The organism is Chitinophaga sp. CCNWYY40 (genome assembly GCF_037483205.1).
In the GTDB taxonomy this organism is placed as follows: domain Bacteria; phylum Bacteroidota; class Bacteroidia; order Chitinophagales; family Chitinophagaceae; genus Chitinophaga; species Chitinophaga ginsengisegetis.
Map to the genome: position 1 here is coordinate 178,071 of NZ_JBBHLF010000006.1, position 20,467 is coordinate 198,537.

Sequence of the window (20,467 nt, forward strand, 5' to 3'; positions counted from 1 at the left end):
GCGTTTTCATCCTATGTAATGGTTCTCTCCCACCGGCTAATATTACACTATGAAAACTCTATGCAAAAAATTTCGCTGTACGACCTGAAACGTAAGCTAAGAAACAGTCAGGAGCCGGATGAAATTATCACCCTGCTCGGATATAACCTCTCGTTTTTTACGCGGGAGGAACGGTCACAACTACTATGCGATTTACTTGAATACCAGGAAATATTTTTTGAGGCCGCGGAACTGCTGATTGAAGAAGGCGGGGCGGATATCAGTTATAAGAAGGAAGGCATTATTCCAATCATTTTCTGCGCGGTTGGCGCCAATAAGCCGCAGGCAGTGCAATACCTGCTTAAAAAAGGCGCGTCGCTTTATATCGGCAACGCCGATTACCTTTTTGCCATTGCCTATATCTTCAAACATCACCGGCTCGCGGCGATCACCGATATGCTGCTGATCCTGATTGAGCACAACATCCACTTCAATTTTGTGCTGGCCAGTATGGATACGCCTTTGCTGCTGGCTACCCGGCATAATAATAACCGGGAAGTAGTGCAGTTTTTATTATCGGAAGAAGTGAACAAATACGTGTACGATGAAGATGGGTTTACTGCTATCCATTATGTTCCGTTTGCCAAAGCCCCTAACCTGTATAAAGATATGATCACCTGCATGGCCGATATCCAGGTGAAAACAAAGTTTGCCACCAGCATGGAACCCGTATTTGAATGCGTGATCAAAGTGAGTGAACACCATACTTTTGAAGAATTTATTTACGAAGCCCTGAATGCCTTCCTGGAAAACAGGCACCGCATGTACGACGATATCTTTGAAAAATACTACTACCGCCTCCACCTCATCGCAGAACATATTTCCACCATCCGCACCAATGCCGGCGATAATGTGTAATCCATTTTAATTTTGCAACAATGTTGCAATACTGTATTTTTGCTGTCTTACTTCATGATTAAATACCACCATATGCAAACATACGATGTGATCATTGCCGGGGGAAGCTATGCGGGGTTATCGGCCGCTATGGCCCTGGGCCGCGCACGGCGACAGGTACTCATAATAGACAGCGGCAAACCCTGTAACCGGCAAACGCCACACTCCCATAACTTTCTCACACAGGATGGCGCTACACCCGCTGCCATAGCGGATATGGCCAAAGCACAGGTAAGGCAATATCCCGGAATACATTTCCAGGATGGAACAATAACCGGCGCCACACCCACTCCTGAAGGCTTTACGGTTACCACCGCAGGCGAACAGCTTGCTGCTAAAAAACTGTTATTCGCTACAGGCGTAAAAGACGAAATGCCTGCTATCAAAGGATTTGCAGCCTGCTGGGGCGTCTCTGTACTGCATTGCCCTTATTGCCACGGCTATGAAGTAAAGGAAACACCCACCGGCATCCTCGCCAACGGCGACGACGCTTTTGAATACGTTAAAATGATCCGCAACTGGACCAGTCAGCTGACCATATTTACCAACGGCCCATCCACGCTCACCGGGGAACAGGTCGAAAAACTGCAGCAACATCATATCGGTGTCAATGAAAAAGAAATCGCGGAAATCACACATGCAGGCGGACAAATAAGCGATCTGCTTTTTAAAGACGGCAGTTCCTTTGCGCTGAATGCATTATATCACAAACCGGCTTTCCGGCAGCACTGCGCCGTTCCGGAAGCGTTGGGTTGCGAACTCACGCCGGCTGGTCATATTGTAGTGAACGAATTCCAGGCCAGCACCGTACCCGGCGTATATGCAGCCGGCGATGCCACCAATCCTTTCAGGAGCGTTTCCATATCGGTAGCAGCAGGCACCCTCGCCGGCGCTATGATTAGCCGGGAACTCATCATCAGTGAATTTTAATAAAGCAGCCAGGGTGTTGTGCGCCGCTATTTGTACATGTAGAAATAATTTCATATTTTAGGACAAGTGATTATTTCCCATTACCTAAATTAACCAGCATGCTCACAACACTTACTGTTTTAGCCGTTTTATTTTTCCTTGCCCACGTTTACCTCCTGTTTACTTCATTTGGAAAAAAAGGATTTCAAAAACGAAAATACCTGTGGTCGCATATTACCCTCTGGATTACAGGTGCCCTGGCCTGCCTCATAGCCATCCTATTCGCCGGTAAAAATGTTTCCGGCGTAATCGATGTATTTGATACCCCGGGCAAAGCCTCCCTGCTGATCGTGATAGCACTGGTTTTGTCGGCCACAGCACACAGCATCGTGAAACTGCTGGTACTGCCAAAATACCAAAGGGCCGTGTAATAACGGAACAGATTATACGAAAATCCCCCGGCGTGCTGCCGGGGGATTTTATATATAAATCATATCCATACGGTCGTTTATGTTCATTTAACGGTCAGTTTTGTTACATAAAATGTTAAAGGTGGAAAATTTTCTTTCGCCATCAACAATATTCATTATATTTATACCTGTTGATCCTGGTTTCTTATAACCGCCGGCACTAACCGGCTACCGCAACACCTGCAATACTCCGCAGGTTCTGACAGATGATCACCATCAAAAGAAAAAATTGCGCGTTGAAATCATCTTCATAATTAAACATTTTATTAGCACGAAAAGAGAGACACATTTTTATGAATAAGAAAGATATCTGGAGATATAAATCTTTGGAGCAGTTGGAGAATAAGAGTTGGGGACCGGCCACAGATCAAGATTCGGGAATAATTCAGAAATGTCTTGCCTTAGTTAAAGTACCAGTAGTAAAATTAGCCGCAAGCGAATTGCGGATCTTAATCGGACAATCCTTTAATCCTTCCTACCTGGTTCCTTTAGCACTGGAGATATTACAAAACGACGTACTGGTAACTGCCGGTATGTATCCCGGCGACCTGCTGAAAGCCGTACTCGACGTACCTGCTGCTTTCTGGGAAGAACATCCCGACCTTCACAAAAGCCTGCTCGACCTGATGCAGGAAAGAAGCGAAGAAATTGAAACAGAAATAGACTTACCTGAATTCTGGCGTAACAACCTGGTCATGTAACCATTGTTGTTTTCTGCGGCAACTTATCTTCTCCCGCATAAAATAACATCATCACCGGAAAACCTGTAACATCTCCTTCAGTACACACTACAAGACAACTCCACGTTAATTTTCAGTAATGATATTACCGGAGCAGCTGACAGTAAATACTGCGGGATGGTGAAACCTTTGCCTGTACAGCTACAGAAGCGATCGTTATTCCTCAAAATTGAACAACGACAGCTGTCCCGACGGAGGTAGTTTCTCCTGGTTCAACGGCGCATCATTGAAATTAGACAGGGTAATGCCCAACAGGCGGATCCGCTTATCTTCCGGGTAAGTAGCCGCCAGCAACTGCTTTGCCGTGTCTACAATGATATCGTAGTCTCCTACCGGAAACGGAAAGGATTGATTCCGCGTGATCTGTTTAAAATCACTGTATTTTATTTTCAGGGTAATAGTGCGACCTTTCAGGTTATAGCGCTGCAACCGGTCATACACCGTTTTCCCGATCTTCTCCAGCTCCGCTTCCATATCTTCAATCACCGTAAGATCGTACGGGAACGTATCCTCCGCGCCGAGTGACTTGGTTTCCCGGTGCGGCTGCACTTCGCGGTCATCTATCCCCCGCACAATCCGGTAGTAAAAACTACCTACCTTGCCAAAATGGGTTTTCAGATCCTGCTCTGACAGCTTCTTCAGATCAGCTCCTGTAAAAAGCCCCATCCTTTTCATTTTATCAGCGGTCACCTTTCCCACACCGTGAAACTTTTCCACCGCCAACGTTTCCATAAATGATTCAATAGACGACGGCCCGATAAACGTAAGCCCGTCCGGCTTATTAAGATCCGAGGCTATTTTAGCCACAAACTTGTTCACAGACACGCCCGCAGAAGCAGTCAGCTGCAACTCATCCCGGATGGCCTGTTTGATCAGTTTGGCAATTTCAATAGCGGAGCCGATGCCCTGCTTGTCTTCTGTTACATCCAGGTAGGCTTCATCGAGCGACAATGGCTCAATCAGATCCGTATAACGGGAAAATATTTCCCGGATATGCCGGGACGCCTCTTTGTAAGCATCAAAACGGGGGCGCACAAAAACCAATTCAGGACATAACTGCAACGCTCTTTTGGAAGGCATCGCGGAACGTACGCCAAATTTGCGCGCTTCATAACTGGCGGTGGCTACCACTCCACCACGGCCTTCCGGCGAACCGCCCACAGCAATGGCTTTGCCGCGGTACATCGGGTTATCGCGTTGCTCTACAGATGCGTAAAACGCATCCATATCAATATGAATAATTTTTCGTTGTATGCTGTTTGAACTGTTCTCCATTTCTACATCCCGGAAGCAAAGTAAAGATATTCAGTATTTGGCTATTCAGACCACAAAATTGATTTTTTTTACATGCTTCGCTGCTAAAACATAATTGCTACCTTCACACCTTAAACTTTTCACCGTGGCCGGTTACGATCAGGAAATTTCACACGAACATAAAAAATTCGAGCACATCATCTGGGAAGGTAAAACCATCTCCGGCAGGGAGTTCTATGATTGTCATTTTTATAAATGCAGCCTCAAGGAATGCGTTTTTGAAGAATGTGTTTTTGATAAATGCACCTTTGAAGAATGCGATCTGTCGTTGATACAATTCAAACAAACATCTTTCAACAAAGTAATCCTGCAACACAGCAAAGCAATTGGTATTGCCTGGCATAATGCCCGTAATGCGCTTACGGTGGAGTTTCACCACAGCCGTTTGAGCTACTGCAATTTTTCCGGCAAGAACCTGAAAAAAGGAATCTTCCTTCACTGCCAGGCAGACGAAGCTGATTTTTCCGGCTGCAATTTATCACAGGCCGATTTCGGTGGTACAGACCTCGCCGGGGCGCGCTTCTTCGAAACAGATCTTACCCAGGCTAATTTTGCAGGCGCACAACGGTATGCCATTGATGTACGCACCAATAAAGTGAAGAAGGCTAAGTTCAGTTTGCCGGATGCATTGTCGCTGCTGGATGGATTGGGTGTGGAGATCGTGGAATAAAAAAAGTGCGGATTTTGTCTTTCCGGGAGAAAGACAAAATCCGCAGAACAATGGATGAAGGCTGGCGTTAGGCTACAGGGATGATAACTTTACTTTTTGCTTTTGAAATTCTTCTGCCACGGAAGAAGAGATATAAATTAAGGAACAACATGATGCCCAGCCAGATGAAGAAGCCGCCGATCCTGCCGCTCAGGACTTCCATCATAGAACGCGGGTTGGAAATAGTTTCCGCAATTTTCATGATCCAGAACGCAAAACCCACATTCAGCAGGTAAAATCCTGTTTCAAATAGTTTATTAGTAGCGGTGGCCAACTCGTTGTTGCCATGAAAAATATCAAGCATAAATACTTTACTGTTTTTGAACAGGGTAATGGCTACCAGCCAGGTAACGCTGATCACAACAGGCAAATAGATCATGTAGGCCAGGAAATTAAAAGAGGAAGACATATACTAGGATTTAAGTGGTTGAATGGAATGATTTCTTTTACTGATAATATATATAACAAGCATATTAAAACAGTGTAAAATGCCCAGCGACAAAAAGATCAGGCCGGTCATGGCAGTAATGCTCACCAGCATTTCCGTCCAGTCGTGAATCGTATCCCAGGTGCTGATCATCACAGTTGCGTAGCCCAGGTTAACGAGGTAATATCCCACCAGTAAAATATTATTAATAGCATCTGCCAGTGTGTGGTTTTGCTCCAGCAGTCCGAGGATAAAAACCCTTCCGTTGCGGTAAAACCGCCATCCCACTTTCACCGTGATCAGGTATGTTATTGCGAGATAGATCGCGTAAGCAATGGTGTTCATATCAGTGCATTTGCTTTCGGCATCAAAATTATTCAAACTTATTGTATTTTCAAAATATTCTGAAAGTTTGATAAAATAAATAGTAAGAAGATAAGATGGCGTTCGCTGCATGATGTTATAAAAATGGATTTTCTTACTTTGGGAAGAAAACCGGCTGCGTTATGATCAGGAAGAAAGAAGGCTTTCAGGGCCAGCGTATGATAGTGATTCCACGTAACATCCTGAGCAGGAAATGCGCCAGGGAAGCGGCGCTTACTCCCCTGTACATCACGGATATCGGCTATTATCCGAAAGCATTGTTCCACCACCGCAAAAGAGCGCAGGGCGCGGAGCAGCATATTTTAATTTATTGCGTGGAGGGCAAAGGCAGTATCACGCTGAAAAAAGAGGTGCACGCCATCCAGGCGGGCGATTGCTTCCTGCTGCCGCGCAAATGGGCGCATGAATACACTGCGGATGAAAGCGACCCGTGGACTATCTACTGGGCGCACTTCCAGGGAACCAGTGCAGATGGGATTGTGCAGGCAGCGGTCAGCGCATGGAACGGGCACCGCATATTCCTCCCCCATTCCCCGGAAAGGATCCAGTTGTTTGAGCGGATCTATCAACAACTCCAGCGGGGCTACCGCGATGAAAACCTGGTTTGGTCCAATATGAATTTCTGGTCGTTCCTGTCGTCCTGCATTTACCCGGATTTCACCCAACCCGGAAAACCTTCCCAGCAGCACGATGCCATTGATCAATGCATCGATTATATGAATAAACACCTGGACAAGATGCTTACCCTGCAGCAAATGGCGCAGGCCGTAAACCTCTCCCAGTCGCACTTCTCCTATCTCTTCAAAAACAACACCGGCTTCTCTCCCATCGAATACTTCAACCAGCTGAAAGTACAGAAGGCTTGCCAGCACCTGCTTTTCACGCAATCACGCATCAAGGAAATAGCCGCGCAGCTTGGCATGGAAGATCCCTACTACTTCTCCCGCATGTTTACCAAAGTGATGGGTGTATCGCCCAATCAATACCGGGAAAGGAAATTCTGACCGTAAGATAATCCATCATAATCAGCATATCATCTAGCCAATATTCAGTGGCACCTGCTTATTTTTACGGACGTCAATGAAAAAAACAATGTCCCATTTTTCCACGTTGAGGATTACAGTGAGCCTCACTATAGCGGTGGGGGCAGGCCTGCTGTTTGCCGCCTGTCACACTGATAAAAAGGTAGACTTCAGTACCGAGGTAAAACCAGTGCTTAACAAGCATTGTATCAGTTGCCACGGGGGAGTGAAGCAAAGCGGCGGATTCAGTGTACTGTTCCGGGAAGAAGCCCTGGGCGTTACCAAATCCGGCAAGCCCGCCATCGTTCCAGGTCATCCTGAAAAAAGCGAGTTTATCCGCCGCCTTACCTGCAAAGATCCAAAAGAACGGATGCCGCAGAAAGGAGAACCGCTCACCAGCGCCGAAATAGATATGCTTACCCGGTGGGTGAAACAGGGCGCGGAATGGGGAGAACACTGGGCGTATATATCTCCCAAAAATGTTCCGGTACCGGATATTACCATCGCCAACGGTAATGAAATAGACCACTTCATACAGGAAAAGCTGAAACAGGAAGGACTGAAACCCTCGCCCGAAGCAGATAAAATGACCCTGCTCCGCCGCGTGAGCCTCGACCTTACCGGGCTGCCACCAACACCTGAAATGGCACAGCAGTTTGCCGCCAGCACCGACGAACACGCCTATGAAAAAATAGTAGACAGCCTCCTGCAATCGCCACACTATGGCGAACGCTGGGCCGCCATGTGGCTCGACCTCGCCCGCTACTCCGATACCAAAGGCTATGAAAGGGATGACAGCCGGAAAATATGGCGCTACCGCGATTGGGTGATTGATGCATTCAATAACGATATGCCATACGACAGCTTCACCATCGAACAACTGGCCGGCGACCTGCTCCCCGATCCTACCCGCGAACAACTCATCGCTACCGCGTTTAACCGCAATACCATGACCAACGACGAAGGCGGTACCCAGGACGAAGAGTTCCGCACCGCCGCCGTAATGGACCGGGTAAGCACCACCATGGATGTATTCCAGGGCGTTACCATCGCCTGCGTACAATGCCACAGTCACCCTTACGATCCTTTCCGCTTTGAAGACTATTATAAACTGATGGCCTTCCTCAATAATACCCGTGATGAAGATACCCACATGGAACACCCTAAACTTCGTTTGTACGACAGCGTTAGTACAGCAGAAGTAAAACAGGTGAGCGACTGGGTAGCGCAAAATGGTACTACCCAACAGGCAAAGGATGTACAGGAATTCCTGAAAGTACTGGAACCAAAAGTACACGCACACGTAGCCGATAACTATATCAACGGCGCCCTGCTGGACACCAAATACATGGGCATCCGGAATAATGGCAGCTGCCGGCTTCCCAAACAAAACATGGAAGGCAAAACACAACTGCTCATGAACTACTGGACCGGCAGCAATGGCGGCTCCGTAGAATTCAGACTCGACAGCCTGAATGGCCGCACCATTATTAAACATACCCTGGCGCCCACCAACGGACGGCTCGCCATCAGCATGCCGCTGCCGCCCATAACAGGCACACACGACCTTTACCTCATTTTCCGCAATCCTTCCCTCAACCCTGCAGATGCGGTGTGCAGCGTGGAATGGTTTGCCTACCGCGATGATATTCCCGGTAAAGGAAAGCCTGGTTATGATAAGATCAACAACACCTGGTTATCACTCATCAATCAAAACCCCGACGACGTGCCGGTGATGATAGAAAACCCTGCTGTAATGGCCCGCGTTACCAACGTATTCGAACGCGGCAACTGGATGGTAAAAGGAAAAGCAGTGACGCCGGATGTACCACACTCCCTGAACCCATTCCCGGCAAAAGCGCCACGTAACCGTCTTGGTTTTGCCATGTGGCTCACCGATACAAAAAATCCGCTCACCGCCCGTGTAATGGTGAACCGTTTATGGGAACAGATCTTTGGCACCGGTATCGTGGAAACCATAGAAGACTTTGGCACACAGGGTTTCACGCCATCACATCCTGAACTGCTCGACTATCTCTCCTACCAGTTTATGCACAAATACAAGTGGCATGTAAAACCAATGCTGCGCGAAATAGTATTATCCGCAGCGTATAAACAATCCTCTGCCAGCAACCCTGAATTGCAGGAAAAAGATCCTGCTAACCGCCTGCTCGCCAGGGGCCCGCATTTCAGGCTTACGGCAGAAGAAGTAAGGGACCAGGCCCTCACCGTGAGCGGCCTGCTGAACCGCCAGCTGCACGGCCCCAGCATCATGCCGTACCAACCCGATAACATCTGGCAATCCGTTTGGAGCGGCGCCTACTGGAAAACCGCCGACGACGGCAACCAGTACCGCCGGGCAGTGTATGTTTTTCAAAAACGTACCAGCCCCTATCCGTCGATGCTCTCCTTCGACGGCAGCAGCCGCGAAGTATGCCTGCAACGGCGCATCCGCACCAACACACCACTACAGGCACTGGTTACCCTCAACGATCCGGTATATGTGGAAACAGCCGCCTCACTGGCCAGGCATATGCTGAAAAACGGCGGCAACGACGCTGCTGCGTGTATCCGTTGGGGTTATCAAACCGCTATGTATAAACCACTGCCCGATAATAAACTGAAAGTATTGCAAACACTGTATAAAGAAGCGCTCGCGGAATACAAACAAAAACCCGCGGAAGCTGACAAACTGTTGCAGCATAAAGATAATACACCACAAAAGGCGGAACTGGCAGCACTCACCGTAGTAGCCAACGCGATTATGAACCTGGATGAATTCCTGACTAAATCCTGATCCGGTATGACTAAACACGCACGACTGATAAAGGAAGCAAACGATCAAACACTGCGGTATTTCACCCGCCGCCACTTCCTGATGGACTGTGTAAAAGGCCTGGGCGCCGCCGCCTTCAGCTCTTTCCTGGCCAGCTGCGGCAGCAGCAGCAAAACCCTGCTGGACCTCGCGGGTAACCCAATGGCACCACGGGTGCCACAATTCCCCGCACGGGCCAAAAGCGTGATCTATCTCCACATGGCTGGCGCACCTTCCCAGCTGGAACTGTTCGACTATAAACCTGCCCTGCAGAAATTACATAACCAGCTGTGTCCTCCGTCCCTGCTGGAAGGTAAAAAGTTTGCCTTCATCCGCGGCGTTCCCAAAATGCTCGGACCGCAAGCCATCTTCTCCCAACATGGAGAATCGCGCGCCTGGGTGTCCGACCACCTGCCGCATTTCGCTACAATGGCCGATGAAGTAAGCTTCCTGAAAGCCGTACAAACGGACCAGTTTAACCACGGCCCTGCCCAGCTGCTGATGCAAACCGGCAGCGCCAGGCTAGGACGCCCCAGCATCGGCTCATGGGTAACTTACGGCCTCGGCTCCGAAAACGATAACCTCCCCGGCTTTGTAGTGCTCACCTCCGGCGGTAAAACACCAGACGCCGGCAAAAGCGTGTGGGGCAGCGGTTTCCTCCCCTCCGTATACCAGGGCGTGCAATGCAGAACCAAAGGCGAACCTGTACTCTACCTCACCGATCCGGAAGGCATGAGCAGGGACCTGCGCAAGGAATCCATCAATGCCATCAATGAAATCAACAAACAGGAATATACCACCTTCGGCGACCCGGAAACCTTGTCTCGTATTTCACAGTATGAGCTGGCGTATAAAATGCAGATCTCCGTACCGGAAGTAATGAACATTAACAAAGAACCGGATTACATTCATGAAATGTATGGCACACAGCCAGGCAAAGAATCATTTGCCAACAACTGCCTGCTGGCCCGCAAACTTGTTGAGAAAGGCGTGCGGTTTGTACAACTGTACGACTGGGGCTGGGATAGTCATGGTACAGATGAAAACCTTGCGATCGATTACGGCTTCCGTAATAAATGCCGGGAAATTGACCGTCCTATTACCGCACTGTTGCAGGATCTGAAGCAACGCGGCCTGCTCGATGAAACCCTGGTAGTATGGGGTGGCGAATTTGGCAGAACCCCCATGCAGGAAAACAGGGACGGCAAAGACATGCCTTTCCTGGGCCGTGATCACCACGTAGAAGCCTTCACCATGTGGATGGCCGGCGCTGGTATCAAAAAAGGATTTTCCTACGGAGAAACCGACGAAATAGGCTATGCCGCCGTGAAAGGAAAAGTAGCGATCAACGATATTCACGCCACCATCCTGCAACAGCTGGGCTTTGATCACGAAAAGCTCACGTACCAGTTCCAGGGCCGGCCATTCCGCCTTACAGACACCGGCGGAAAAGTAATTACACCCATACTAAGCTAAACCGTACATGAACAGTAACCGAAGAAATTTTATCAAACAATCAGCCATACTGGGTTCCGCATTATGTATCCCTTCCCTGCCGGCATTTGCCACAGCCACACCTGGTGCCGCAAAAGACGGATACCGCCTTATTGTACTGGCCACCAACTGGGGCTACACCGGCAGCATCAACGAATTTTGTGCACAGGCCAAAAAGGCAGGATACGACGGACTCGAAATCTGGTGGCCCAATGAAGCCGCCGCACAACAGGAATTATTTGCCGCGCTGGAACAACACGGACTGGAAGTAGGCTATTTATGCGCGGGCTACGACAGCGACTATACGAAACATGCACAGCAATTTGAAACTATGCTGAAAGCAGCCACCGGCAACAATAAAATTAAACCGCTGTATATTAACTGCCACTCCGGAAGGGATTATTTTTCCTTTGAACAAAACAGCGCGTTAATAGATATGACCACCCGGATATCCAAACAAACAGGCATACCGGTATATCATGAAACGCATCGTTCCCGGATGTTGTTTGCCGCACATATCGCCGGCAAATTCATCGATGCAAAACCCGACCTCCGGCTTACGCTCGACATTTCGCACTGGTGCAACGTACACGAATCCTTACTGCAGGATCAGCAGGCCACGGTAGTCAAAGCATTGGCACGTGCAGGTCATGTACACGCCCGCATCGGGCATCCGGAAGGCCCGCAGGTGAACGATCCCCGCGCGCCGGAATGGGCCGCTGCGGTGAAGGCGCATTTCAGCTGGTGGGACCAGATTGTGCAACGGCACCAGGCCGCCGGCAAACCGCTCACGTTTCTTACTGAATTTGGTCCGGCCGACTACCTGCCTACCCTGCCTTATACCCGGCAGCCGGTAGCCGATCAATGGGATATCAATGTATTTATGATGAACCAGCTAAAACAACGTTACAGCAAACCATGAGATTACTGATCAGTAGCGGCAGCTGGAGTATGTTTATAGGACGTTCGCATCCTTTACTGGTACACCTGCCTATCGGCATTTTAATTATCGCATTTATATTAACGCTGCTGGCCCGCAGGGAAAAATGGCGGCACGTACAAACAGCCCTGCCAGCGGTATTACTGGCGGCAGCTGTTTCGGCCATATTCAGCTGCATCACCGGCTACCTCCTTTCACTCGATGGAGGTTATGAAGAAAAATTACTGCAAACGCATAAATATCTCGGTATAGGCGTAGCCGTTATCAGCACCGCGTTATACCTGCTGGAAAGAAATAAACACCGCTTTCCCCGCCTGCAACTACCGGCAGCATTGCTGATGGTATTGCTGCTGAGCGCCGCAGGGCATTACGGCGGTAGTCTTACCCACGGCGACGATTACCTCACGCAAGCCATGCCCGCTCCTTTACAGCGGATCACCGGCATGAACAAAGCGGTGGCTAACGCTGCCACCTATACGAATATCGGCGACGCCCGGTTGTATGAAGACCTTGTGCGGCCGGTACTCACCAACCGCTGCTATGGCTGCCATAATGAACAAAAGCTGAAAGGCGGTTTGCGCCTGGAATCCATTGCCCTCATCCGTAAAGGCGGAGAGCACGGACCGGTGCTGAAGGACAGTCTACCGGAAGAAAGCGAATTATTCAAACGGCTGCTGCTTCCTGAAGAAGACGAACACCGGATGCCGCCAAAAGGCAAGCCATCTGTAACGCCGCAGGAATTAGAACTGTTGCACTGGTGGATTGCAGCAGGTGCGCCTGCCGGTAAAACAGTAAAAGAGCTGGAAAAAACGCCCCGGATCGTGGCGGTGCTGGAAGGAATGCAACCCGCTACCCCGCTGGATAAGCAGGAATTTGTTCCGGAAGAAAGCACCGGTGCACCCAGTGAACAGAAGATGGCCGCACTGGAAGCCTTAAAAGTAAAAGTAATGCCCGTGGGCGCCGGCAGTCACTACCTCACGGTAGATGCGATCAACGCCGCCGGGTTCAGCGACCGTGATATGCAGTTATTACTGGGATTAAAGGAGCAGCTGATCTGGCTGGATCTTTCCGGTACGGCTGTTACCGACAGCGCATTTGCTGTACTGGGGCAGCTGAAGAAGCTCACCCGTCTTGATCTGAGGAATACAGCGGTTAAGGGCAATGGTATAAAAGCGCTGGGCAACTGCAGGGAACTGCGCTATCTCAATCTCGCCGGAACGGCGGTAAATGCCGAAGGACTATTATCGCTGCAGCAAAATAAAAAGCTGCAACAGTTATATGTATACCAGGCGGGCTTTACGCCTGCTGCGCTCCGGCAGCTACAGCAATCTTTGCCAAAACTGAAACTGGATACCGGCGGTTACCGTTTACAACAGCTGGCTTCCGATACGGTTATTTATCATAAAGTCAGCGGGTAATAAATACGTGCAGGCGTACCCGTTATTCGTACGCCTGCGCAGCCTGTGCCAGTCGCAATGCAATTTTCTTAGCCAGGGATTTGGGAGACAGTACTTTCATATGTTCCCCGAATCCCATGATTTCCCGCTCCAGTTCAAAGTTCAGCACCACGTCGATACTCACTATGGTGGCCTGTTCATCTTCCTTTAATATTTCCTGCGAATGGTGCAATGGCTTTGTAAGCACGTAAGGGGCATGCTTTGCATCAATTTGCAGCACTACTTTATGTACAGGATCTTTTTCTGATTTGGTAACGCCAATGAGGTTATCATAATATTCGTCAAAGGGGATACCTTCCCAGGCAATAAACTTTTCTTTAGGTAGTTCCTGCAGGCTGATGATCCTGTCCAGCGCCAGGGTGAGCAGCTGCGGGGTACGTTTATTCCGGGTGATCAGGAACCAGCGGTTGCGGTATTCTTTCAGCAGGTAGGGATAACAGATAAATTCCTGTGCCTTGCTGGCTTTGAAAGATTTATACTCTACCAGGAGCGCCTTTTTATGCAGCGTAGCCTGGTAAAGCGGGTTGATATGCGATAAGCCCAGCAGGCGATGATTATTTTCCAGCTGGATACAGTTGAGATGCGCGTCGGTAGATTTATACAGGTTATTTTCCAACCGCGCAATCATATCGCTCATATCATCGAAGTAACTGAAGCCGTTAAACTGTTTCAGCACGGCCACTATTTCTTTCATTTTATCTACATCTGCGTTGTTAATGGGCGCGTTGGTGATGCTGTATGCGGAATCACTGTAGGCATAATACTTACGGTCCTTTACAATGATGGGCGCATTATACCCCAGCTTATCACTGCGCATCAACTGGATATCCGCCTGGATGGTACGTTTACTCACGCCGCTGCTGATGCCTTCCAGTTCATACAACACGTCTGCTACTTTTTCAATGAGATCTTCCAGCGTCCACTTACGATAGCGGTTACGCAGGCATTCATCGATGGCCTTGTACCGGATCAGGGCCAGCTTATTGATGGACATACTAATAATTTATACAAAGAAACAAAAATACTGCGCATTATACCTGCGTAGTATTTTTGTTTCTTTGGAAGAAGAAAAAATAAATTACAGATAATCAAGTAGTTAAAACTATTTTTTAAGAAATATTTAAGTGCGCAAGTGTATTGCGTAGATACCTGCGCATCTTTGTGTCATCGGAAGCGGTCAAATAAATGTTACTTCATTCAAGCCAAAAGAACATTTATAATTAACGCAGAAGATGGAAAAGCAGTAGTTCAATGGTTGAACACCGGATCCTGTAGTTTTAAAATTATCTTCAGGGTCAATTAAAACTTACTTCCTGATTCCAATCCGGAGTTGCTGGTTCGAATCCAGCCTGCTTTACAAATCGAGGTCAATTGCTGCTTACTTCTTTTTTGGATAAACAGCAGCAAAATTATCTGATTATTTAAACACAATTACAATGGACGCTTTATTAAGAACAGGATTAAGACAACAGGCTATTTACATTCCTGATACAGTGGTGAATACAGACACGCTGCATATTACCCCGGCCGCCGGTATGCTGGTAGCCAATCTCGCTAAACTGGGATTTGGGGTAACAGAAGATCTCCTGCATGCGTTGAACCATACCTCTCCTGCTTACCAGGCTACTATCCTGGAAACATTCCGGGAAGTGATGGGCGTGAATACCAACTGGACCCCGCTGATAAAAGACTGGCAGGTACCTACCAATGAATCGTTCATTGATCACTTTATCACTTACCTGACCAATAAATTCACGGGCGCCGGTACTAAGCTCCAATGCGGCCATATTATTCCTGCCAATACATTTCCACTGGAAAGATATAACGGTTGTCCTTATTGCGGTACGCCGTTTGAATTCGGTGAACTGGAAAACATGGGCCAGGGAAGTAAGATCCGTGTGCTGAAACGCTGGAACAACGAGCTGGCGGCTCAATACATGGAAAACCTGCTGACCTCCAAAACAGCACTGGATGCTACCCAGGTGGAAAGCCTGAAAGCATTGCTGCATATCTTTCCCCTGCCTGCTGTAAAACCAGGTATGAAAGAAACCATCATTGCAGTGGTAGATGTGCTGATTGAAAAAGATGAGGCAGAAAAAGCCGCAAAACTGTTTACCACGCCAACGGATATACTCCGTTACCTGTGGTACAAACATACCGGGTTCCTGCAACTGGTGAAGCCAGGTACCATCACCAAACGGAAAAATAAAAACCAGCGGCAGATCTACCGGGATATTTATCCTACGGTACAAGTGGTATCCGCGGAAGCGGCGCTGAAACTGAAATACAACCGCCAACAGGGACTGATGGCTGCCCGCTGGCTGAATAGCCTGGATATGGACGTAACGGCCATGTGCGAAATCATGCATCCGCAGCGTAACATGTGGGTACGCTTCATCCGCGCCCTGCGCCTGGCCGAGTTCAGCAAACGCGAAGGCTTTGAAAAACTGCGCGAACTGATGGACCGGTTCTACCGCCAGGATTATACCGTGTGGCAGGGCCAGGTGAACCACTACCGTTTGCGTTACGATGAAGCCAACACCCTGCAACTGTTGAAACAACGTCCGGGTCTTTTTGCCCGCTCGCTGTTTGCCAACATGCTGTGGTTCGGACCGGAAGCGGTAACCGCCGCCTTTGCGGAAATCACGGATAAAGTACCGGCCAGGCTGTTGCTGACTTTACAGATGTACGCACTGTATTACTTCGATAAATCCACCACCCGTGCGGTAAAACCACTGGGCGGCGTAGGAAAAAGCATCCCGGCTAACCGGCAGCTGAACATCTACGAAGACGAACAGTTGCAGGAAATGCAGCAGGCCGTGACAAACCTTTGCATCTCCGCCATGAAGAAACGCTTTGCCGCAGTGGCCACCACTGCCAAAAGCATCTACATTGCACCGGAACTGTATAAAATACCACTGGCTATCGGCGACCGCAGCGAACAGGTGCAGGACCTGCCCGGCGCTTTGATGGGAACCCGGTTCAAAGTGGAAGGGGATAAAATCATCCTGTTCATGCAATGGGGTAAAGGATTACCTGCCCAGCACCTGGATATGGACCTGAGCTGCCGTATCGCCTACGAAAACAACCGTACGGATACCTGCTCCTTCCAATACCTGCAAACAACCGGGTGTATCCATAGCGGCGATATCCGTTCCATACCAAACCAGGTAGGGACGGCGGAATACATCGAAATAGACATTCCTGCCCTGGCCAAAGTCGGCGCGCAGTATGTCACCTTCACCTGCAACGCCTACAGCCAGGGCGCCATCGCCATGAACCTGGTATTGGGATGGATGAACAGCAAACACCCCATGAGCGTATCCAAAAGGGGCGTGGCCTACGATCCCTCCTGCGTGGATCATATGGTGCGCATCACCGGCGGATTAACCAAAGGGCTCGTATTCGGCGTACTGGATGTGGCAGCCCGGGAAATCATCTGGCTGGAAATGGCCTTCGATGGCCAGATCATCCAGGACCTCAGCACGGCCAATGTAGAGGCCATCCTGAAAAAACTGGACAGCAAACTGAGCATTGGTCAGCTCCTCGCAGCCAAGGCGGAGGCCCAGCAATTGCACGCCGCTCCTGAAGCGCACGCCGATGAAGTGTATAACATGCAATGGGCGCTCAACACCGCCGCCGTGACACAATTGCTCATCGATTAATTTGTTTACCCCTATAAAAAACAACAGCAGCCGGGCCAACCCGCGCTGCTGTTCGTTTTATGATTTAACACACTTTTTGCATACCACTTCATCAGTTTTCTGAAAATCGTCCTATATTCATTGCATTGTCATACATGGATAGAAAGATTTTACTACTACTGCTACTGGTTGCACCTGCTGCAGGGTATGCCCAGCAGGAAGACCGGGCAGACTCAACAGCCACATTTTCAGCGCCTAAAGGATTTTTTGATAACATCAAGTATTATCTTAAAAATACCAACGTAGAAAAGAAAAAGAAAAAGGTAGACCTCAGCTTCATCGGTGGCCCCGTATACACCCCCGAAACCAGCTTCGGCATCGCCGTAATGATGGCCGCACAATACAAAACAGATAAAACAGATTCCCTGCTGCCCGTTTCCAATGCCGCGGTATACGCCTCCGGCGCCCTCACCGGGTTTTATGGAATCGGCATCAGCAACACCACCATATTTCCGCACGACCGGTTCCGGCTGGCATTGAAAGCCTCTTTCAGCTCCCGCCCCAATAAATACTGGGGCATCGGCTACGAAGCCGGCAGCCATAAAGATGATTATACCGAATACGTGCAGCTCACCGAAAAACTCCAGGCCGACTTCAGCATCAACCTGAACGGAAACCTGTTCATGGGCCTCTGTACCCAAATCCAGAATGTACAAACCAAAAAACTCGATACTGCCGGCGGCAAGCCCCTCATGGTTCCCGGGAAGGTACTGGGCATCGGCGCCGGCCCGTTTATTGTATACGATACCCGCGATTTTATACCCAATGCCTATAAAGGCATGTACATACGACTGGGCTATCGCTTTTTCCCCTCGTTCCTGGGCAATAAAACCGTATTTTCACAACTGGATCTGCAGTTCGACTGGTACAAACAACTATGGAAAGGCGCCGTACTGGCTACCGACCTCTACGCAGAAGAACGCAGCGGCGATGTTCCCTGGAGCCTCCTCGGAGAAGCCGGCGGTTCCAACCGCCTCAGGGGCTACTACGAAGGCCGCTTCCGCGATAAGAACTACCTGGCTGCCCAGGTGGAACTACGCCAGAAGATCTATAACCGCAGCGGCGTGGTTGCCTGGATTGGAGGTGGTAACGTATTTCCCCGCTTTAATGAGTTGGAATTCCGCCAGTCGCTGGTCAGCTATGGCATCGGCTATCGCTGGGAGTTTAAAAAACGGATCAATATCCGGCTGGATTATGGCATGGGCAAGGATCAATCGGGTTTTTACTTTGGTATTAACGAGGTTTTTTAGGGAGATCCCCGGGTGCAGAACCACGACCTTCACTTTGGCCCAAAACCCTTTACAGCAGACCGTTTCCAGATCAAGTCCACATCCCCTCCACGTCACCTCCACCTTCAGTGCATGTATTCCCCATGTCCTAAGTATGTCCTAAGCAGGTGCTACCCGGATCCGGTATATCTTCCTCCCGGTTTCAAAGCTGAGTGGAAAGCCCTTACTTCTCTCCCCCCTTCGTCCCCTCCATTTGCTTGATAATGTTATTCACCTCCGTTTCCGTGGCACGTAATTTCTGTTGACAAAATTCAATAAGAACAGCTGCCCGTTTTACCTTTTCTGCCAGCAGGTCTACCGAAACAGCTTCATTCTCTATTTCTTCCGCAATCAGTTGCAATTCATTGTAGGCAGCTTCATATGTCAGTTCCTGGCTCATGTAAAATGTTTTTTTCAGTAATAGTGGCTTCCAGTGATGCATCCTGCAGCACCACCCTGATATGGCTTCCGGGCTGGAGAGTGGACGCATCGGGAAGAATGTGCCCGTCCTGGTATACAATGGCAAAGCCACGTTTCAGGATACTGGCAGGACTCATCAGTTTGAACAGGGAGTCGTAATGCGCTACCTGCCCCCTTTTGCTTTGAATAAATAACCTGCTGAAAGAACGGAAACGCCCAATCATATTGTCGAGGTCATTCAGCCGGTTGGAAACCATGATCCGCGGCTTTGATAACACGGCGTTGGATACGGTCATCAGCTCCCGGTGCCGGTTCAGCAATATTGATTTCGAGGTATGCAGCACCACGTTGTTGCGGGCATGCAAGGCTTCTTTATGATTGGCCAGCAAAGTGCGCGACTGGTTAATGATAGCGCTGTTGAGATAAGACAATGCCTGGAAGTGCCCGGAAAACAACTGTTGCGACCGGATCACAATATTCTGCTGCATATTGATCACCGCTTCTTCAAACAGCCGGTTATGCGCAATGATCAGCTCCGCTGCTTTGGTAGGCGTTTTGGTGGCGGTATGCGCCATCATATCCGTAATGGTTTCATTTTTCTGATGCCCAATTCCGGTGATCACCGGGATCGGGAATTTTGCCACCGCCCTGCCCAGGATAAAAGTATCGAAGATCAGGAAGTCGGTTTGCGCACCGCCCCCGCGGATAATTACCACCGCATCATAAGGCACCTGGCGCTGGTAGATATCTATCAGCCGTTGTTGTACCAGCTCCGCTTTGGTTTCGCCCTGCACTACCGTGAAGTAGTTATCGATTTTAAATGTATACCCGAAATGATTGTGCTCCAGGGTATGCCGGAAATCCTGGTAACCGGCGGAGTTGCCGGAGGTGATCACCGCCAGCCGCTGGATCACTGCTGGCAAAGGCAACTGGTTGTTGCGGGTAATGTACCGGTCGCCCGACTTACGGATAAAATCCGCGCATTCAGTAGTAAGCCGTAACAGGGTTTGCTGCTTCTGCTGTTCCAGCAACCCTACTGTAAAGCTGGTATCTATATCCAGCAGCGTGATCTGCAATCCATGTACCTGGTGGTACCCCACGGATACTTTTACCAATACATGAATATCATTTTTAAACTGCTGCCCCGTAACTATTTCAAATTCCTTGATCCGGATAGCGCCATTTCCCCATGCAACTGCCGAAACCTTGGCTACAATACCACCCGCATGTTCTTCTTTTTCCACCAGGTCGAAATAATGATATCCCTTTTGCTGGTAGTAAGAATGATTGGTGATATCTGCCACTACCCAATAGGTTTGCTCTGCAAACACCTGTTGAAGCGCCTGCTGGATTTTCCCGGTAAGAACGGATAGTTTTATGGACGGAGAATCGGTCATGGTAGTGGGTAAAGATAAGAAAACGTTTATTATGAACACGCTCATGGAATACCGGGGGAAA

At 49.1% G+C, this 20,467-nt stretch carries 18 protein-coding genes and 1 tRNA gene; 13 read left to right on the forward strand and 6 right to left on the reverse strand.

Going from position 1 to position 20,467, the window contains the following annotated elements:
* The first annotated feature begins 60 nt into the window (after positions 1–60).
* From V7S65_RS23425 to V7S65_RS23440, 4 genes are all read left to right on the forward strand, one after another.
* Positions 61–897 carry an ankyrin repeat domain-containing protein gene (locus V7S65_RS23425; RefSeq protein ID WP_336387977.1) on the forward strand — a complete coding sequence of 279 codons (837 nt, stop codon included), beginning with the start codon at positions 61–63 and terminating at the stop codon, positions 895–897.
* A 72-nt stretch (positions 898–969) separates the two neighbouring features.
* Entirely contained in the window at positions 970–1,866 is an 897-nt protein-coding gene (locus V7S65_RS23430; RefSeq protein ID WP_336387978.1) for an NAD(P)/FAD-dependent oxidoreductase, read from the forward strand.
* 98 nt (positions 1,867–1,964) lie between these two features.
* On the forward strand, positions 1,965–2,276 hold the full coding sequence (locus V7S65_RS23435) for a hypothetical protein (protein WP_336387979.1): 312 nt from the start codon (positions 1,965–1,967) through the stop codon (positions 2,274–2,276).
* Between the two features lie 332 nt (positions 2,277–2,608).
* Positions 2,609–3,016: a contact-dependent growth inhibition system immunity protein gene (locus V7S65_RS23440; RefSeq protein ID WP_079472745.1), complete on the forward strand. Its 408-nt coding sequence runs from the start codon at positions 2,609–2,611 to the stop codon at positions 3,014–3,016.
* A 195-nt stretch (positions 3,017–3,211) separates the two neighbouring features.
* Here the strand turns inward: V7S65_RS23440 and dinB are convergent, their stop codons facing one another.
* A complete protein-coding gene (dinB, locus tag V7S65_RS23445; protein WP_079472744.1) occupies positions 3,212–4,330 on the reverse strand; it encodes a DNA polymerase IV in 1,119 nt (372 codons plus the stop codon).
* 124 nt (positions 4,331–4,454) lie between these two features.
* Here dinB and V7S65_RS23450 point away from each other — a divergent pair, with 124 nt between their 5' ends.
* Positions 4,455–5,039: a pentapeptide repeat-containing protein gene (locus V7S65_RS23450; protein ID WP_159454452.1), complete on the forward strand. Its 585-nt coding sequence runs from the start codon at positions 4,455–4,457 to the stop codon at positions 5,037–5,039.
* A gap of 67 nt (positions 5,040–5,106) precedes the next feature.
* Here V7S65_RS23450 and V7S65_RS23455 read toward each other — a convergent pair whose 3' ends face one another.
* Both V7S65_RS23455 and V7S65_RS23460 read right to left on the reverse strand, forming a co-directional pair.
* On the reverse strand, positions 5,107–5,487 hold the full coding sequence (locus V7S65_RS23455; RefSeq protein WP_079472742.1) for a hypothetical protein: 381 nt from the start codon (positions 5,485–5,487) through the stop codon (positions 5,107–5,109).
* 3 nt (positions 5,488–5,490) lie between these two features.
* On the reverse strand, positions 5,491–5,850 hold the full coding sequence (locus tag V7S65_RS23460) for a hypothetical protein (protein ID WP_336387980.1): 360 nt from the start codon (positions 5,848–5,850) through the stop codon (positions 5,491–5,493).
* A gap of 161 nt (positions 5,851–6,011) precedes the next feature.
* Between V7S65_RS23460 and V7S65_RS23465 the strand changes: the two genes are divergently transcribed.
* From V7S65_RS23465 to V7S65_RS23485, 5 genes are all read left to right on the forward strand, one after another.
* The gene (locus V7S65_RS23465; RefSeq protein WP_336387981.1) at positions 6,012–6,893 is read left to right on the forward strand and encodes an AraC family transcriptional regulator; all 882 of its coding nucleotides are present in this window, start codon (positions 6,012–6,014) and stop codon (positions 6,891–6,893) included.
* A 76-nt stretch (positions 6,894–6,969) separates the two neighbouring features.
* Complete coding sequence (locus V7S65_RS23470; protein ID WP_336387982.1) at positions 6,970–9,708, forward strand: DUF1553 domain-containing protein; 2,739 nt, start codon at positions 6,970–6,972, stop codon at positions 9,706–9,708.
* Positions 9,709–9,714: 6 nt separating this feature from the next.
* Positions 9,715–11,202 carry a DUF1501 domain-containing protein gene (locus V7S65_RS23475; RefSeq protein ID WP_079472738.1) on the forward strand — a complete coding sequence of 496 codons (1,488 nt, stop codon included), beginning with the start codon at positions 9,715–9,717 and terminating at the stop codon, positions 11,200–11,202.
* A gap of 7 nt (positions 11,203–11,209) precedes the next feature.
* A complete protein-coding gene (locus V7S65_RS23480) occupies positions 11,210–12,142 on the forward strand; it encodes a sugar phosphate isomerase/epimerase family protein (RefSeq protein WP_336387983.1) in 933 nt (310 codons plus the stop codon).
* Positions 12,139–13,578: a c-type cytochrome domain-containing protein gene (locus V7S65_RS23485; protein ID WP_336387984.1), complete on the forward strand. Its 1,440-nt coding sequence runs from the start codon at positions 12,139–12,141 to the stop codon at positions 13,576–13,578. Before V7S65_RS23480 ends, V7S65_RS23485 begins: the two co-directional genes overlap by 4 nt.
* A 22-nt stretch (positions 13,579–13,600) precedes the next feature.
* Here the strand turns inward: V7S65_RS23485 and V7S65_RS23490 are convergent, their stop codons facing one another.
* Positions 13,601–14,611 (reverse strand): helix-turn-helix transcriptional regulator, encoded by a 1,011-nt coding sequence (locus V7S65_RS23490; protein WP_336387985.1) that lies wholly within the window; start codon positions 14,609–14,611, stop codon positions 13,601–13,603.
* A 243-nt stretch (positions 14,612–14,854) separates the two neighbouring features.
* Between V7S65_RS23490 and V7S65_RS23495 the strand changes: the two genes are divergently transcribed.
* The 3 genes from V7S65_RS23495 to V7S65_RS23505 all read left to right on the forward strand — a co-directional run bounded on the left by V7S65_RS23495 (position 14,855) and on the right by V7S65_RS23505 (position 18,571).
* Positions 14,855–14,974, forward strand: a tRNA-OTHER gene (locus V7S65_RS23495).
* A gap of 79 nt (positions 14,975–15,053) precedes the next feature.
* Entirely contained in the window at positions 15,054–17,282 is a 2,229-nt protein-coding gene (locus V7S65_RS23500) for a hypothetical protein (protein WP_336387986.1), read from the forward strand.
* A 134-nt stretch (positions 17,283–17,416) separates the two neighbouring features.
* The gene (locus V7S65_RS23505) at positions 17,417–18,571 is read left to right on the forward strand and encodes a BamA/TamA family outer membrane protein (protein ID WP_079472733.1); all 1,155 of its coding nucleotides are present in this window, start codon (positions 17,417–17,419) and stop codon (positions 18,569–18,571) included.
* 202 nt (positions 18,572–18,773) lie between these two features.
* Here the strand turns inward: V7S65_RS23505 and xseB are convergent, their stop codons facing one another.
* Both xseB and xseA read right to left on the reverse strand, forming a co-directional pair.
* Positions 18,774–18,989 (reverse strand): exodeoxyribonuclease VII small subunit, encoded by a 216-nt coding sequence (xseB, locus tag V7S65_RS23510; protein ID WP_079472732.1) that lies wholly within the window; start codon positions 18,987–18,989, stop codon positions 18,774–18,776.
* Complete coding sequence (xseA, locus tag V7S65_RS23515; RefSeq protein WP_111579317.1) at positions 18,967–20,406, reverse strand: exodeoxyribonuclease VII large subunit; 1,440 nt, start codon at positions 20,404–20,406, stop codon at positions 18,967–18,969. The genes xseB and xseA overlap by 23 nt, the downstream gene beginning before the upstream one ends.
* Positions 20,407–20,467 lie beyond the last annotated feature (61 nt).